Source organism: Pseudomonas siliginis (assembly GCF_019145195.1).
Classification (GTDB): Bacteria; Pseudomonadota; Gammaproteobacteria; order Pseudomonadales; family Pseudomonadaceae; genus Aquipseudomonas; species Aquipseudomonas siliginis.
Genome location: NZ_JAHSTW010000004.1, coordinates 65,882 through 82,537, shown reverse-complemented (window position 1 = coordinate 82,537; position 16,656 = coordinate 65,882). Strand labels below are relative to the sequence as shown.

The 16,656-nt window shown below is 59.9% G+C and carries 13 protein-coding genes; 4 read left to right on the top strand and 9 right to left on the bottom strand.

Translation table 11 applies throughout. The features are described 5' to 3' along the window. Window positions 1-77: 77 nt before the first annotated feature. A complete protein-coding gene (locus KVG87_RS09990; RefSeq protein WP_217850550.1) occupies window positions 78-1,202 on the bottom strand; it encodes a GNAT family N-acetyltransferase in 1,125 nt (374 codons plus the stop codon). Window positions 1,203-1,483: 281 nt separating this feature from the next. Here KVG87_RS09990 and KVG87_RS09985 point away from each other — a divergent pair, with 281 nt between their 5' ends. After that, on the top strand, window positions 1,484-2,806 hold the full coding sequence (locus tag KVG87_RS09985; protein ID WP_125917795.1) for a putative porin: 1,323 nt from the start codon (window positions 1,484-1,486) through the stop codon (window positions 2,804-2,806). Window positions 2,807-2,949: 143 nt separating this feature from the next. On the opposite strand, the gene KVG87_RS09980 is transcribed toward KVG87_RS09985, so the two are convergent. From KVG87_RS09980 to aceK, 5 genes are all read right to left on the bottom strand, one after another. Continuing rightward, on the bottom strand, window positions 2,950-3,186 hold the full coding sequence (locus tag KVG87_RS09980; RefSeq protein ID WP_130900119.1) for an anti-sigma factor family protein: 237 nt from the start codon (window positions 3,184-3,186) through the stop codon (window positions 2,950-2,952). Continuing rightward, window positions 3,180-3,791 (bottom strand): RNA polymerase sigma factor, encoded by a 612-nt coding sequence (locus KVG87_RS09975; protein WP_041478829.1) that lies wholly within the window; start codon window positions 3,789-3,791, stop codon window positions 3,180-3,182. Before KVG87_RS09975 ends, KVG87_RS09980 begins: the two co-directional genes overlap by 7 nt. A 135-nt stretch (window positions 3,792-3,926) precedes the next feature. Beyond that, the gene (locus KVG87_RS09970) at window positions 3,927-5,048 is read right to left on the bottom strand and encodes a beta-ketoacyl-ACP synthase III (protein WP_016771207.1); all 1,122 of its coding nucleotides are present in this window, start codon (window positions 5,046-5,048) and stop codon (window positions 3,927-3,929) included. A gap of 404 nt (window positions 5,049-5,452) precedes the next feature. Continuing rightward, window positions 5,453-9,364 (bottom strand): ATP-dependent RNA helicase HrpA, encoded by a 3,912-nt coding sequence (gene hrpA / locus KVG87_RS09965; protein ID WP_217850549.1) that lies wholly within the window; start codon window positions 9,362-9,364, stop codon window positions 5,453-5,455. Window positions 9,365-9,503: 139 nt separating this feature from the next. Next, entirely contained in the window at window positions 9,504-11,225 is a 1,722-nt protein-coding gene (gene aceK / locus KVG87_RS09960) for a bifunctional isocitrate dehydrogenase kinase/phosphatase (protein WP_217850548.1), read from the bottom strand. Between the two features lie 214 nt (window positions 11,226-11,439). Here aceK and KVG87_RS09955 point away from each other — a divergent pair, with 214 nt between their 5' ends. Then, a complete protein-coding gene (locus tag KVG87_RS09955) occupies window positions 11,440-12,348 on the top strand; it encodes a DMT family transporter (RefSeq protein ID WP_217850546.1) in 909 nt (302 codons plus the stop codon). Window positions 12,349-12,459: 111 nt separating this feature from the next. Here KVG87_RS09955 and KVG87_RS09950 read toward each other — a convergent pair whose 3' ends face one another. Next, the gene (locus KVG87_RS09950; protein ID WP_217850544.1) at window positions 12,460-13,323 is read right to left on the bottom strand and encodes a DMT family transporter; all 864 of its coding nucleotides are present in this window, start codon (window positions 13,321-13,323) and stop codon (window positions 12,460-12,462) included. 447 nt (window positions 13,324-13,770) lie between these two features. On the opposite strand from KVG87_RS09950, the gene KVG87_RS09945 reads away from it, so the two are divergent. Together KVG87_RS09945 and KVG87_RS09940 are read left to right on the top strand one after the other, a co-directional pair. Next, complete coding sequence (locus tag KVG87_RS09945) at window positions 13,771-14,316, top strand: hypothetical protein (RefSeq protein WP_217850542.1); 546 nt, start codon at window positions 13,771-13,773, stop codon at window positions 14,314-14,316. Next, window positions 14,313-14,513 (top strand): hypothetical protein, encoded by a 201-nt coding sequence (locus tag KVG87_RS09940; RefSeq protein ID WP_217850762.1) that lies wholly within the window; start codon window positions 14,313-14,315, stop codon window positions 14,511-14,513. The genes KVG87_RS09945 and KVG87_RS09940 overlap by 4 nt, the downstream gene beginning before the upstream one ends. A gap of 43 nt (window positions 14,514-14,556) precedes the next feature. Here KVG87_RS09940 and KVG87_RS09935 read toward each other — a convergent pair whose 3' ends face one another. Together KVG87_RS09935 and cysK are read right to left on the bottom strand one after the other, a co-directional pair. Next, a complete protein-coding gene (locus KVG87_RS09935; RefSeq protein WP_217850540.1) occupies window positions 14,557-15,495 on the bottom strand; it encodes an aspartyl/asparaginyl beta-hydroxylase domain-containing protein in 939 nt (312 codons plus the stop codon). Window positions 15,496-15,679: 184 nt separating this feature from the next. Further along, window positions 15,680-16,654 carry a cysteine synthase A gene (gene cysK / locus KVG87_RS09930; protein WP_076566460.1) on the bottom strand — a complete coding sequence of 325 codons (975 nt, stop codon included), beginning with the start codon at window positions 16,652-16,654 and terminating at the stop codon, window positions 15,680-15,682. Between the last annotated feature and the right edge of the window lie 2 nt (window positions 16,655-16,656).

Here is a 16,656-nt window from a genome sequence, read left to right as displayed (position 1 = left end):
TCGCGAATGCGGTGGATCAGCGACAAATTCGTCAACTGACCCGACGCTTTCGCGAGCAGGCTCGCTCCCACAGGGATCTATGCTTGGCGATAGGGCAAGGCGGTTTTCGCTTCTTCGGCATAGGCGAGGATGCCGGCGCGTTCCTGTTGCAGGAAATCCTTCACCGCCGCTTTCAACCCCGGATGCCGCAGGTAATGCCAGGAATGGGTGATCACCGGTTCAAAGCCGCGAATCAACTTGTGCTCGCCCTGCGCCCCGGCGTCGAAACGCTGGATGCCATGGGCAATCGCGTAGTCCATGCCCTGATAAAAACACGTCTCGAAATGCAGCCGATCAAACTCGGCCAGGCAGCCCCAATAACGCCCGTAGAAACTGTCGCCACCGACCAGACTGAACGCCATCGCCACCGGCCGTGAGCCCTGTTTGGCCAGGACCACGCGAATCGCTTCGGGCATGCGTTCAGCCAGCAGACTGAAGAACTCGCGCGTAAGGTACGGCGTCTGACGCCGCACCGCATAAGTGTTGGCATAGCAGGCGTACACGAAATCCCACTGCGCCTCGCCCAGCTCTCGCCCCTCCAGCCACTCGAACTCAAAGCCCTGCCCCGCCACCTGCTCGCGTTCCTTGCGCATCTGCTTGCGCTTGCGAGAGCTGAGGGCGTCGAGGAAGTCCTGAAAGTCGCGGTAACCACGGTTCTGCCAGTGATATTGACAGCCGATGCGCTGCAGCCAGCCCGGTTGCTCGGCCATCGCCGCATCAGTAAACGGATCGGTGAAATTGATGTGCGCGCTGGAGAGTTCTTCGATCTGCAGATAGCCCGGCAGGCTTTTCAGCAGTTCGAAACCGTCCTCCACTGTTGCCGCCAGCAAGCGCGGACCGCTGACCGGACTGAAGGGCACTGCGGTCAGGAGTTTGGGGTAGTAATCGATGCCGGCACGCGCGCAGGCGTCGGCCCAACCGTGATCGAAGACGTACTCGCCGTAGGAATGCCACTTGCGATAACTGGGCAGTGCGGCGATCAGTCGATCATCTTCGATGTGCAGTAAATGTTCGGGCTGCCAGCCTGAATGCGGGCCGACACTGCCGCTGTCTTCCAGCGCGCTGAGGAAGGCGTGGCGCAGGAACGGCTGGTTGTCCGGCACCAGCGCATCCCAGCTTGCCGGGGCGATTTCTGACAGGTTTTGCAGGCGTTGCAACGGCATTCACTGGCACTCCACAGCTTGGCGACAAAGCCCGGCGAGTATCGCTGATCGCGACCCCGTTGCACACGCTCAATCGGCCGACAGCGCTCTAACTCGATAGTTCACGCCTGATACGCATCGTCATCAACCTGCCATCACTGTGCCACCGCTCTGTCATAAACCATCGCGATACTGGCGCCTGTTTTTAGAGCGCCGGGTTCTAACCCGGACACAGTTTTCCGGCCTTCAGGCCGGTTGTGCCCAGGATGGTTCAGCCATCCCCTTCATCTTCGGAGATTGCTATGCGTCTTGCTTCCACGAAAACTGCAGCGGCCCTGTGCGGCGGCTTGTTGCTGGCCATGAGCGTTCCGGCCAGTGCTGCAGTCGACGCCAAACTGCTCGACATGCTCAAGGCCAACGGGTCGATTTCCCAGGCGCAGTACATCGAGCTGCAAACAGAACTGGCCAAGGATCAGAAGGCTCAGCAAATCGCCCAACAGGCGCAGCAGGAAACCAACGAACAAGTGGCGGCGGTCGCGAAGAAGACCAACGAACAGAGCCTGTTCGATCAGAAACTGGCCTGGGCGGCCAAGACCCAATTCAAGGGCGACGTACGCATCCGTCAGGAAACCATCAAGATCGACGGCGAGCCGAACAACGGCGGCCGCGACAAGGATCGCCAGCGCATCCGTGCGCGTCTGGGCGCCTACACCGAGATCAACCCGCAAGTCGACACCGGCATCCGCATCGCCACCGGCGGCGGTGACGACGCGCGTTCGACCAACCAGGATCAGGACAACTACTTCGACAAGAAGCAGATCTGGCTCGACCTCGGCTACATCGACTATCACCCTGATCAGATCAAGAATCTGCACGTGATCGGCGGCAAGATGCTGCAACCGTGGGTGAGCATGGGCGACGTGATCTGGGACAGCGATATCAACCCGGAAGGTCTGGCCGTTACTTACAAATACCCACTGGGCGGCAGCGCCGAACTGTTCGGCAGCCTGGGTAACTACAACCTCAAGGACAACGTTGACGGCGACGGCGTGCAATTCCGCCACGACCTGCGCCTGACCGCTGGCCAGTTGGGCAGCCGCTTCAACATCACCGACAACCTGAAAATGACCGTCGGCGGCAGCGTCTACGCCTACCAGAACGACGAAGACAGCCGCTGCACCGGCACCTCGACGCCGTGCGCGCTGGCGGTCAACGGCAACTCGGCCGACAACGAATTCCGTCTGTATGAAGGGTTCAGCCAGATCGACATCGGCGGCCTGCCAATGCCACTGTCGTTCTACGGCCAGTACGTGAAGAACAACGATGCCGTGACCGATCAGGACACCGCATGGTTGCTCGGCGCCAAGTCGAAAGTGTTCGGCTTCAACCTCGACTACAACTATCGCGACGTGCAGCGCAACGCCGTGGTCGGCGCCTTCACCGACTCCGACTTCGCCAACGGCACCACCGGTTCGCGCGGGCACAAGTTCAAGGTCGGTTACGACATCGACAAGAACTTCGCCGTCGGCGCCACGTACTTCCTGACCAAGGCCGACTTCGCCAGCCGCAGCCAGCGCGATGCAGATGCCAACACCCTGCAGCTGGATGCTGAAGCGAAGTTCTAAGAAAACAGCTACAAGCTTCGAGCGACAAGCTGCAAGTCACCGCTCCCCTTGCGACTTGTCGTTCGAAGCTGATGTCCTGCAGCCCGGTGCAATGCCAGCGATCCCCATCATCCGTTCGCTGACGCTGCCCCGGGCTGACTCTTTCAAGGACTGTCGTCGCGCCTCTGCGTCGCCAGACGCTCAGCCAAAGCATCCACTCCCTCTTCCGGTTGTTCCGGCAGCGCCTTCAGGGTTGCCTGCATCACGCGCATCTGCCGCATGAAGCGCCGGCAGTTGCGGCAGAACAACAGGTGATGACGCACCATCAGCGTCTCGCGAAAGCTCAGTTGGCCATCGAGATAATCGCTGGATCGTGCCACTTGCTCCTTGCAGGTCAACATTCTCCTGTCTCCTCAAAATGTTCCACGGTCGCAAAGACCTTCAAACGTGCCCGGTGCAGCAGCACGCGGACATTGGATAGCGAAATCTCCAGAAGATTACAGATCTCTTCCAGCTCCAGGCCCTGGCGTTCGCGCAACAGCAGGACACTGCTCTGCAACTCGGACAGACTCAGCAAGGTGTGTTCGAGGCATTCGCGCAGTTCGTTTTCGGTGAGTAGCGCTTCGGGGGTGTCCTGGTGCCAGGCGAACGGCGCGACCAGCCAGTGACCATCGCTGGAAGAGAAGCGATCGTCACCGATGGTGCCGTGGGGCGATGGCAGGTCGTCGAGCAAGACCTCCCGGCGATTGAGCTTGTAGCGACTCTTGGCCGAATTGGCGGTGATGGTCAGCAACCAGGTCTTGAGGCTGGAGCGGCCTTCGAAGCTGGCCAGATGACGCACCACCGACAGCCAGGCATCTTGCACCACTTCCTCGACATGACGCTGGCCGACAATCGCGTAAGCCACGGCGCGCATGGCGCTCTGATATGTGGTGACCAGTTCCTTGAAAGCCTTTTGCTCCCCCGCCAGCAAGCGCGTGAGCAGTTGGGTGTCGTCAGCCGCCATCCATCAATCCCCTTGTCCGGACTTCGAAAATGAACGCGGCAGGTGTGCACCTGCCGCGACGTCCGAAAAATTACAGCGTTTCAATCGCTTCGGATGTAGGAAAGATCGACGCGATTAAGGGGAAATTAACCTGTTTCAGCGCTTGCGCAGCAACACGCTACCGATCGAATAACCGGCACCAAACGAACTGAGCACCGCCAGCGAACCCGAGGCCAGATCATCCTGGTATTTGTGGAAGGCAATGACCGAACCGGCCGAGCTGGTGTTGGCGTAGCTGTCGAGAATCACCGGGGCTTCTTCTTCGGTAGCTTCGCGGCCGAGCAGCTTGCGCACGATCAGGTGGTTCATACTCAGGTTGGCCTGGTGCAGCCAGAAACGCTTCACGTCGCCGACGTTGAGCTGGTTCTCTTCCAGGTGCTCGCCAATCAGCTCGGCGACCATCGGGCAGACATCCTTGAACACCTTGCGGCCTTCCTGCACGAACAGCTTGTCGCGGGCACCGATGCCCTCTTCCGCCGCTCGGTTGAGGAAGCCGAAGTTATTGCGGATGTTGTTGGAGAACTTGGTCAGCAATTTGGTGCTGACCACGTCGAACTGGTACGGGGAGGTCGCCAGATCCGCACGTTCGATGATCACCGCAGTCGCGGCATCGCCGAAGATGAAATGGCTGTCGCGATCACGAAAGTTCAAGTGCCCGGTGCAGACCTCCGGGTTGACCATCAGGATCGCCCGCGCCTGGCCCAGTTGCACGCTGTTGGCGGCGGCCTGGATGCCGAAGGTGGCGGAAGAACACGCCACGTTCATGTCGAAACCGAAACCTTCAATGCCCAGCGCTTCCTGGACTTCGATGGCGATGGCCGGGTAGGCGCGTTGCAGATTCGAACAGGCGACGATCACGCCGTCGATGTCGGCTGCGGTTTTGCCGGCTCGTTGCAGGGCTTGTTCGGCAGCGCCAACGGCCATCTGGCAGAGCACCGACCATTCATCGTTGGAACGCTCGGGCAGGCGCGGGGCCATGCGTTGTGGATCGAGGATGCCGTCCTTGTCCATGACAAAGCGGCTCTTGATGCCAGAGGCTTTTTCGATGAACGCGGCGCTGGATTCGGTCAGGGCCTGGACTTCACCGCTGGCAATGGCCTCGGCGTTATCGGCGTTGAACTGGGCGACGTAGGTATTGAAAGACTGCACCAGCTCTTCGTTGGAGATGCTGTTGGCCGGTGTGTACAGGCCGGTGCCGCTGATGACGACGTTATGCATGGTCGTTTCTCTAATCTGTTCAGGCAGAAAGTGCTGGAACCGTCGTACCAACACGCAAAGGGTCTATTCCCATCCGGGGGACGCAAACCTGGCATCGTTTTATTCCGCAGCGCGACACGGCCGAAGGCTCTGGGTCGCGAAACGGCGGGTTATGGTGGCGAAGTTTGCCATAAACCCGAGGTTTTGGCGCCGTTCTCAAGCACAACTGCCATTCACCATATGAACTCAACTCTGTGGCGAGGGGGATTTATCCCCGTTCGACTGCGAAGCAGTCGCCAACCCACCACGCTCGGTATAGCTGATGAACCGAGGTCGTAGGTTTTGGGGCGGCTTCGCCACCCAGCGGGGATAAATCCCCTCGCCACAAAGACCGCTTCCACAGGGGGACTGTGTATGGCTGCAGGTCAGGGCTCGACCTGGCTCCACTGTTTGTTCAGGCGCTTGTCGGAGATCGGCACTTTCGTCCCCAACTGTTGCGCGAACAACGACACGCGGTATTCCTCCAGCCACCAGCGGTACAACTCCAGCTGCGGATCGCGCTTGCCTTCCTGCGCATGCTTGGCCGCGCGGGTCTGGTATTGCGCCCACAGGCCAGCGAGTTCGCCACTCCAGACGCGATCCTTCTGCACCTGTGCGCCGAGTTTCTCGAAACGCTGCTCGACCGCTTTCAGGTAACGCGGCAACTCTTTGAGCCACTGCATCGGCGTCTCGCGGACGAAGCCTGGATAAACCAGATTGCCGATCTGCTGCTTGATGTCGTTCAACGCCACCGCTTGCGCCAGATCGATCTTGCCCTTGAAGCGTTTTTGCAGACCGTGCCAGATCTTGAGGATTTCCAGCGTCAGCCGCGCGACCCGCTCGGCGTGCTCAGTCCAGCTGCCACGCTTGCGCTCGGCCAATGCCGCCAACCCGGCGCCATCACGGGGCAACGGGTCCCCCCCTTCGAGAATGCAGCTGTCGAGGCTGGCCAGCAGAATGTCTTCGACCAGCGCATCGACCCGGCCCAGTTCACGATAAAGCAAGCCCAGTTCAGTCTGCCCGGGCAACTTGCCGCGCAGGAACTTGGCCGGCTCGGCCAGTTGCTGCATCAACAAACGCTGCAAGGCCCGACGATGCTGGAACTCGGCTTCGGCCGGGGTCGAGAAGCGCCCTTCCTTGACCGCGCCGCCCTCTTCCACCAGCGCCGGGTACACCGTCATCGACAGCCCGGCGATCTTCTGCTGGGTCTTTTCCGCCACTGGCGCGAAGACTTTTGCCTCCACCGGTTGCTGACTTTTCGCACTCTGCGGCACCGCCAGCGCGGCCTGGCTGGCTTCGGCGAAGCGTGCGGTCAGCTCGGCCAGATCGCGGCCTTCACCGAGGAACTTGCCCTCGCCGTCGACGATTTCCAGGTTCATGCGCAGATGGCTTTCAACCTGCTGCGCCGCTTCCGCCCACGCCTCATCACTGACCCGCGCGCCGGTCATGCGCAGCAGCTCGCGACCGAGTGCTTGCGGCAGCGAACCTTCGGCGAAAGTCATGCGCTGCAACGCGGCCTTGATGAAGTCCGGCACTGGCACGAAGTTCTTGCGCAGGGCTTTCGGCAGGTTGCGCACCAGGGCAATGCACTTGGCCTCGATCAGGCCCGGTACCAGCCATTCCAGACGCTCCGGCGGCAGCATCGGCAGCAGCGGCGCCGGCACGCGCAAGGTCACGCCGTCGCGCGGGTGATTGGGTTCGAAGTGGTAAGTCAGGGCCAATTCCAGATCGCCGATGTGCAGGGTGTCCGGGTAATCGCGGGCGGTGACTTCGCTGGCCTCGCGGGCCAGCACGTCTTCTTCGCGCATGATCAGCAGCTGCGGGTCTTTCTGGCTGTTGACCTTGTACCAACTGTCGAAGGTCGCGGTCTGGTGGATCTCCGCCGGTAGACGCGCATCGTAGAAGGCGTACAAGGTTTCTTCGTCGGCGAGAATGTCGCGACGGCGAGCCTTGGCCTCCAGTTCGTCGAGCTGCTCCAGCAGTTTCTGATTGGCGCTCAGGCATTTGGCCCGCGACTGAATCTCGCCGCGCACCAGACCTTCGCGGATAAACAGCTCACGCGATACCACCGGATCGACCGGGCCGTAATGCACCGGGCGGCGACCGACCACGATCAGGCCGAACAGGGTGATCTGCTCATAGGCTACGACCTGGCCGCGCTTCTTCTCCCAATGCGGCTCGAAATGGTTTTTCTTGATCAGGTGCCCGGCCAGCGGCTCGATCCAGTCGGCATCGATCTTGGCGACCATGCGCGCGTAGAGTTTGGTGGTTTCGACCAGCTCAGCAGTCATCAGCCACTGCGGACGCTTCTTGCCGATGCCCGACGACGGATGAATCCAGAAGCGCCGTTGCCGCGCGCCGAGGTAATCGCCGTCTTCGGTTTTCTGGCCAATCTGGCTGAGCAAGCCGACCAGCACCGCTTTGTGCAGCTTCGGATAATCCGCCGGCTCTTTGTTCAGGCTCAACTGCATGTCGCGGCAGATCAGGCTCAACTGACGGTGAGAATCACGCCACTCGCGCAAGCGCAGGTAATTGAGGAAATTCTTCCGGCACCAATTGCGCAGCGGATTGGCGGTCAGCGCCTGGCGCTGTTCTTCAAAACCACGCCACAGATTGACCAGGCCGGCGAAATCCGAATCCGGATCCTTCCATTGCGCATGGGCCTGATCCGCCGCTTGCTGACGCTCCGGTGGACGCTCGCGCGGGTCCTGAATCGACATCGCACTGGCGACGATCAGCACTTCCTGCAAGCTGCCGAGCCTGGCCGCTTCCAGGAGCATGCGGCCCATGCGCGGGTCGACCGGCAAGCGCGCCAATTGTCGACCGAGCGGCGTCAGCTGACTGTTGCGATCCACCGCCGACAGCTCTTGCAGCAGGTTGAAACCGTCGCTGATTGCCTTGCCGTCCGGTGGCTCGATAAACGGGAACGCGGTGATTTCACCGAGGCGCAGATGGAGCATCTGCAAAATAACGGCGGCGAGGTTGGTGCGCAGAATTTCCGGATCGGTAAATTCCGGGCGCCCAAGGAAGTCCTCTTCGCTGTACAAACGCACGCAGATACCCGGCTCGACCCGGCCGCAACGACCTTTACGCTGATTGGCGCTGGCCTGGGAAATCGCTTCGATCGGCAAGCGCTGCACCTTGGCCCGATAGCTGTAGCGGCTGATGCGCGCGGTGCCGCTGTCGATCACATAGCGAATGCCCGGTACGGTCAGCGAGGTTTCGGCGACGTTGGTCGCCAGCACCACGCGGCGGCCCGGATGCGACTGGAAAATCCGCTGCTGTTCAGCCGGCGACAGGCGCGCGTACAGCGGCAGGATTTCGGTGTGCTTGAGCTGGGCCTTGCGCAGCATATCGGCGGCGTCGCGAATCTCCCGCTCGCCGGGCAGGAACACCAGCACATCGCCGGGGCTGCGCCGTTCGCTGCGCTCGTAGGCGGCGATTTCGTCGAGGGTGGCGAGGATCGCCTGATCGACGGTGAGGTCGTCCTCGACCCGGTTGCCCTCTTCGTCCTGCTCCAGCGTCAGCGGTCGATACCAAGTTTCCACCGGGAAGGTACGGCCCGATACTTCGACGATCGGCGCGTCATCGAAGTGCTTGGAGAAGCGCTCCAGATCGATGGTCGCCGAAGTAATGATGACCTTCAGGTCGGGACGGCGTGGCAGCAGGGTTTTCAGGTAGCCGAGGAGGAAATCGATGTTGAGGCTGCGTTCGTGGGCTTCGTCGACGATGATCGTGTCGTAGCGTTCCAGATAACGATCGTTCTGGGTTTCCGCCAGCAGAATGCCGTCGGTCATCAGCTTGATCAGGGTGTTGGCATCGCTCTGATCCTCGAAGCGCACCTGATAGCCGACCAGCGCACCGAGCGGCGTGCCGAGCTCTTCGGCGACACGGCTGGCGACACTGCGCGCGGCGATCCGACGCGGCTGGGTATGGCCGATCAGACCGTGCTGGCCGCGCCCGATTTCCAGGCAGATCTTCGGCAACTGGGTGGTTTTACCCGAGCCGGTTTCGCCAGCGATGATCAGCACCTGATGTTGTTCGAGGGCCTTTTTGATCTCGTCGCGCTTGGCTGCGATCGGCAAACTGTCGTCGTAACGAATCACCGGCAGGCTCGCGCGACGCGCCAGTACCTGATCACAGGACGCCTGCATGCGCGTCACCCACTGGGCCAGTTTGGCCTCGTCGGGTTTCTTGCGCAGCTCAAGCAACTGCCGCCGCAGCCGGTGACGGTCGGCGAGCATGGCGTGATCGAGGTTTTTCAGCAGTTTGTCGATGGAGGGCGATTCGTCGGTCATCGGGTAGGCAATTCGGTCGTCTATTTATGCAGGGGGCGGATTGTGGCAGAAAAGCAGCTGCAAGCGCCAAGCTACAAGCCGCAAGTCACTGCGGCTTTCAACTTGCAGCTTGAAGCTTGCCACTTGCAGCTGCGTCTTGTTATTCGTTGTCGAGGCCCTTGCGCCGGTATGGGAAGACGTCGATGACCTTCCCCGCCCGAATCGCCTCCTGCAAGCCCTTCCAGTAATCGGCGTTGTACAACTCGCCGTGCAATTGATCGAACAATTTCCGCTGGCCCGAATCGGCAAACAGGAACGGCGGAAACTCTTCGGGAAACACGTCCAGCGGTCCGATCGAGTACCACGGCTCGGAGGCCATTTCGTCCTCCGGCGTGCGCGCTTGCGGGATGTGGCGGAAGTTGGCTTCGGTCAGGAAACAGATTTCGTCGTAATCGTAAAACACCACGCGCCCGTGACGGGTGACGCCGAAGTTTTTCAACAGCATGTCGCCGGGAAAGATATTTGCCGCCGCCAATTGCTTGATCGCCAGACCGTAATCTTCCAGCGCTTCACGTACCTGGGCGTCGTTGGCGTTTTCCAGATACAGGTTGAGCGGAGTCATCCGCCGCTCGGTCCAGCAGTGGCGGATCAGCACGGTCTCGCCTTCGACCGAAACCGTCGACGGCGCCACTTCAAGCAGCTCTTCGAGACACGCCGGATCGAACTTGCTCAGCGGAAAGCGAAAATCAGCAAACTCCTGGGTATCGGCCATACGCCCGACCCGATCGACGCTTTTCACCAGACGATACTTTTCGATCACCGTGGCCCGGTCGACGTTTTTCGACGGCGAAAAGCGGTCCTTGATGATTTTGAACACAGTATTGAAACCCGGCAGGGTAAACACGCTCATGACCATGCCGCGCACGCCCGGGGCCATGATGAACTGGTCGTCGGTATTGGCCAGGTGATTGATCAGCGCGCGGTAGAACTCCGACTTGCCGTGCTTGTAGAAGCCGATCGAGGTGTACAGCTCGGCGATGTGCTTGCCCGGCAGGATGCGCCGCAGAAAACCGATGAACTCTGCCGGCACCGGGACATCGACCATGAAATACGAACGGGTAAACGAGAAGATGATCGACACATCGGCTTCGTCGGTGATCAACGCATCGATCTGAATGCCCCGACCTTCGCGGTGCAACAACGGAATCACCAGCGGCCATTGCTCGTCGCGGGTGTAGATGCGTCCGACCAGATACGCGCCCTTGTTGCGGTAGAGCACCGAGGAAAATAGCTCGACGCTCAGCTCCGGGTCCTTGCACACCCAGTCCGGCAGGTTCTCGCGCAGTTGTGCTTCGAGCCGCAGCAGATCGCCAGGCAGATCGGCGTAATCTTCGCTGAAGCGGTAGTCGGCGAAGATGCTGGCGAGCATCCCGGACAGCTGGCCCTGCGGCTTGTACGTACGGGTTTGCGCGGCGCGGGCGCGGCGCAGGCTCGGGCGCGTGGTGTGGATGAACATGCAGCCGTCGCTGATCAGGTCGTGGCTGAACAGCCCGCAAAAAATCGAGTTGTACCAGGTTTCGGACAGCTCATCGTCGAAGCGCAGGTCAATCACACTGATGTAGGCGCTTTTCACCAGCGGCCAGCAGCTGACGTTCATCAGGGTTTCGTCATCGAAATACTCGCGCAGGCGAGCAACGGTTTCGCCGACCTTTTCTTCGTACAGATTGATCCGCGCCGCCGAGGCGGCCTGCGCCTCCTGCCAGCGCGCCTGTTCGAAGCGCTCCCGCGCACCATCGGTGATGCGGCGAAAATGTTCGCGGTAATCGTCGAAGCCGGCGAGGATCATCCGCGCGATCTCGGTGGCTGGCCATTGCTGCGACATAAATGAAACCTCGGCGGAAATTCGGTTGGTCTGAGCTTAGTCACGGAAACGCTCGCAGGAAAAGCGCAATTTCTGCCAAAACCGATACAGCGCTGACCGTTGACGGGGTTTCTCGCGCAGGTTAATCCCAAGGCAGAATTAAAAGCCCGAATAGCGGTTGCCATGATCCGGACGCTCGGCAACACTCTCGTCCCGATCAAGGAAGGAGCCCGCCGTGAGCCCTGTCGATATTTTCCGCATGTTGTCGCTAGCCGCTATATGGGGCGCGAGTTTTCTGTTCATGCGCATCATTGCCCCGGTGATCGGCACGATCCCGACCGGGTTCTTTCGCGTGTCGATCGCGGCTGCCGGGCTGCTGGTGATCCTTGGGCTGATGCGCATCAGCTGGGATTTCAAGGGCAAGCTGAAGACCGTGATGCTGCTGGGCGTAATCAACTCGGGGATTCCGGCGACGCTGTATTCGGTGGCGGCGCAAGTATTGCCGGCCGGCTATTCGGCGATCTTCAATGCAACCACGCCGCTGATGGGCGTGTTGATTGGCGGTTTGTTCTTCAGCGAGAAACTGACGATTGCCAAGCTGGGCGGTGTGTTCCTCGGCCTGTTCGGCGTCGGCGTGCTGACACGCGCCGGTCCCGTGGCCTTCGACCTGCAACTGCTGATGGGCGCGGTCGCGTGCCTGCTGGCGACCACTTGCTACGGCTTTGCCGGATTCCTTGCACGGCGCTGGCTGGATCAGGCCGGTGGGCTAGACAGCCGTTTGTCGGCACTGGGCAGCATGCTCGGGGCGACGTTGTTTTTGCTGCCGTTGTTCGCCTACAGCACCATCACCGCGCCGCCGGTCAGCTGGGGCGGCTGGCAGGTCTGGCTGTCGCTGCTCGGCCTGGGCCTGGGTTGCACGGCGTTTGCCTACATCATCTATTTCCGCCTGCTCAGCTCGATCGGCCCGGTGAAATCGATGACCGTGACCTTCATGATCCCGCCGTTCGGCGTGTTGTGGGGGGCGTTGCTGCTGGATGAGCCATTGTCGATGGCGCACATTTATGGCGGGGTGCTGATTGCGGCGGCGTTGTGGCTGGTGTTGAAGCCGGCGGTGGTGAAGCCTGCAAACTCGTCAGTCCGTTAAATTTTCTGCCGCAGATATTCGCGAGCAGGCTCGCTCCCACAGAAAAATACATTCCAATGTGGGAGCGAGCCTGCTCGCGAAGGCGATGGATCAACCACCGCCTGTTTTCTGCTAACTGCTTTTTCGGAACACAAACACCAACCCGACAATAATCAGCAGCATTCCCAACACGCTCAACGCCGCCAGACGATTACCGAAAATCAGGTAATCCATCACTGCCGTCACCGCCGGCACGAGATAGAACAGGCTGGTGACATTCACCAGATTGCCCCGCGCGATCAGTCGATAAAGCAACAGCGTCGCCAGCACCGACACCACCAGGCCCATCCATAACACCGGGAGAATAAAGCCTGCGCTGTGCTCGAAGTGAAACGGCTGGAACGGTACGAACACCGCGCACAGCAACAGGCCGGCCAGGTACTGCACTGGCAGCGTACCGAGCGGATTGTCGGTGATGCGTTTTTGCATGATCGAGCCGAGCGTCATGCTCGCCAGCGCCAGCAAACCGAACAGCATGCCGGCCCAGGACATTCCAGCCAGACCGATCCCTTGATAAACCACCATGATCAGCCCGGCCAGGCCCAGCGTCAGGCCGAACAGGCGGCTCGCCGAACGCTGGCGCTCCATCAGCACCACGGTGAGAATCGGCTGAACGCCCATCAGAGTGGCCATCACCCCCGGCGTGACTTTGCAGTCCAGCGCCAGCAGATAAAAGATCTGATAGGCGCCCAACAGCACCACGCCGGTGGCGATCGCAAACAGCATCGGCTTGCCACCCTTGGGCAACTTGAGTTTGAGCAGCGGCGCCAGCAACACCAGCCCGCACAGGGCGATGGCGAAGCGAATCAGCAGAAAGGCAAAGGGCGAAGCATGGGCCAAGCCCCATTTGGAGAAAATTGCCCCGCTGCTCCACAGCAGAACGAACAGGCTCGTGGACGTCGCCGCGAGCGCGGATTGTTTCGAAAGGACAAACATGAATACCACCTGTAGTCAGGCAAGAAGCCAACTCAGCCGAAGCTGAAATTCAGTAGGTTTTTCTGGCGGGCGCGGGGGCAGCAGAAACTGCCGATCAGCCCCGAACACCAACGCCCGGCGGCGAAACGACTGCGCACACCGGCGTGCTACTGACAGGTGGAGGGTAATGACTGATCTGCACAGGCTGCCGATTCCCGCACGGCACGACGCCAGCGCTGACCGCTGAATCGACTACCGCGTTGATGAGGGATGCAGGCATGAATGCTGATCTTTATTGAGGAAATGAACTCGCGAGCCAGGCGGCTCGCGGGGGCTGACTATAACCAGCCCGGGACACAGATTGCAATGACTTGGGCAATGGGCCGGTAGCGACAGTGCGGCGTCGGGTGATTAGGGTAAATGGCGGTGGCAACGGGTTGTCAGGAGACATGGAATGCAAGAGATCACATGCCAAGGGAACGGACGTATTTGCGGTATCAGGTTTATCGGTCAGAGGCGAGGAAGCGGGCCGCTTCGCACATTGCCGGCTTACAAGGCCAACTCAAGGCGGCCGACGCTTCGATTATGGATGTATCCCTGATTCGATTCGAACCGATAAACAAGCATGCGCTTCATGCTTTTGAGCTATGGGAAGAACCCTGCTTTTTCTGGCATGAAGTCATCGCGTGGAAATCACGTGAACCACGCGCACTGGACATCTCTATCTGGTTCGACGGGCAGCTCTGCGGCCTGTGTTTTGCGAACCCGAACAATAGTCGACGAAGATTACGAGTTGTGAGATTGGAAGGGCGCCCTGGCGGAACCCATCCTTTGAAAAACAGGATAGGACTGCTAGCGATGATAATTATTGAACAATACGCGCATTTCGTTGGCTGCGATGTTATCGAAATACAAGAGCCGCTGGACGGTGCGATACCCGTTTATCAGAAGCTGGGTTTCAGCTACGACATCGAAGGCCGCCTTGTCAAAACCTTGGAGAATCCAGTACTGTGAAAGCCAATCAATTACTGATCAAACCGGGAGGCAGCATGAAAAAAGCGAAACATAGACCTCCCGAAGCACTGGTCAGATCGCTGAAAACCAAAAGACTGGCTGATCATGAATTGACCGCTAATCAACGGCGTCTGTTGCAACTGCTGATCACCGGTATCGAAGATGAGCCCTCGGTGCTGGCCGCTGGCCGATTGTGAAAAAACCGCTCCTCAGGAGCGGTTTTTTATTTCTGAGCCAGCCTCAACCAAACAACCAATACCCCAGCAACGTCAGCACCAGCACCGCCAGCACCGGGCGCATTACGCGGTAGGCCTTGGGATGGCGGCGCTTCCACTGCTTGACCACGCCGCTAAAACGGTCGCTGAAGTTCTTGCTCCAGGCATAAGCCTGGTTGATGCCGCCAACGCGTTCGTCATCAAGATTCTGCGGCGCGGTGGCGCGGCCGAGCCAGCCGCTGATGAAGCGGTTGATCCGGGTCATCAAGCGGTTGCTCAGCGGACGTTCGATGTCACAGAACAGAATCACTCGAGTCTGAGCGGTTTCATTCTTGACCCAGTGCACGTAGGTTTCGTCGAACATCACGTCATCGCCGTCGCGCCAGGCGTAAACCTGACCGTCGACGAAGATCCGGCAATCATCGGAGTTGGGCGTCGACAAACCGAGGTGATAGCGCAGCGAGCCGGCGAACGGATCGCGGTGCGGGTTGAGGTGACTGCCGCCCGGCAGCAGCGCAAACATCGCGCCCTTGACGTTGGGTATGGCATTGACCAGCGCCACGGTTTTCGGGCACAGGGCTTCGGCCGATGGCAGGGGTTTGTCGTACCACTTCAGATAGAAACGCTTCCAGCCTTTTTTGAAGAACGAACCGAAACCTGCATCGTTGTTCTTCTCGGCGGCGCGAATGTAGCCCTCGTCAAACAGGTGCATGGCTTCGTCGCGGATGGTTTCCCAGTTGTCGCGCAGTACATCCAGTTCCGGAAACTTGCTGCGATCCAGATACGGTCTGGATGGCACTGCGGAGAACAGGTACATCAAAGCGTTGTAGGGCGCGAACAGTGCGGAGTGGTTGACGAACTGGCGCAATACCGGCAAACGCGCCTTGCCGCGCAAATGCACATAGAGCGTGCTGCCCAGAAACAGCAACAGCACAAACGCCTTGGCGGCAAACGAAACGGTCATCAACAACTCCTTGAATAAAGACAACGCTGCGCAATGCCCTTTACCCGGCATGGCAGCCGGCCATGATAAACACTACCGGCCTGCGGAAAAACCCGCCTGACACAAGATTCAGTGTTAAGCATTACGCAACAAAGCCTTTATTAACATGCAGCGCCTGAACCCTGGCTGACTTGAATCAACAGGCTTACTGCTGGTTCTCCTGCTCGGTAAACAGGTCACTGAACAGCATGCTCGACAGATAACGCTCGCCCGAATCCGGCAGCACCACGACGATGGTTTTACCCTGCATCTCTGGTTTCTCCGCCAGACGCACCGCCACCGCCATGGCGGCACCGCAGGAAATACCGCACAAAATCCCCTCTTCCTGCATCAGGCGCAGAGCCATGGCCTTGGATTCTTCATCGGTCACCTGCTCGACGCGATCGACCATCGACAGATCAAGATTCTTCGGTACAAAACCGGCGCCAATGCCCTGAATCTTGTGTGGGCTCGGCTTGATTTCGGCACCGGCCAGAGCCTGGGTGATGACGGGCGAAGACGCCGGCTCGACAGCCACCGACAGAATCGGTTTACCGGCGGTGTTCTTGATATACCGCGAGACACCAGTAATGGTTCCGCCGGTACCTACGCCAGCCACCAGCACATCCACGGCGCCGTCGGTGTCGTTCCAGATTTCCGGGCCGGTGGTCTTTTCGTGAATCGCCGGGTTGGCCGGGTTATCGAACTGCGCCGGCATGAAGTATTTGTCGGCATCGCTGGCGACGATTTCCGCAGCTTTCTCGATGGCGCCCTTCATGCCCTTGGCCGGCTCGGTCAACACCAGTTCCGCGCCCAAGGCTTTAAGAACCTTGCGGCGCTCGATGCTCATCGATGCCGGCATGGTCAGCATCAACTTGTAGCCACGCGCAGCGGCAACGAAGGCCAGACCGATACCGGTGTTACCGGAAGTCGGCTCGACAATGGTCATGCCCGGCTTGAGTTTGCCGTTGCTTTCGGCGTCCCAGATCATGTTGGCGCCGATTCGGCATTTGACCGAGTAACCGGGGTTGCGCCCCTCGATCTTGGCCAGGATCGTGACCCCGCGCGGCGCGATGCGGTTGATCTGGACCAGCGGCGTATTACCGATGGAATGGGCGTTGTCAGCGTAAATACGGCTCATGG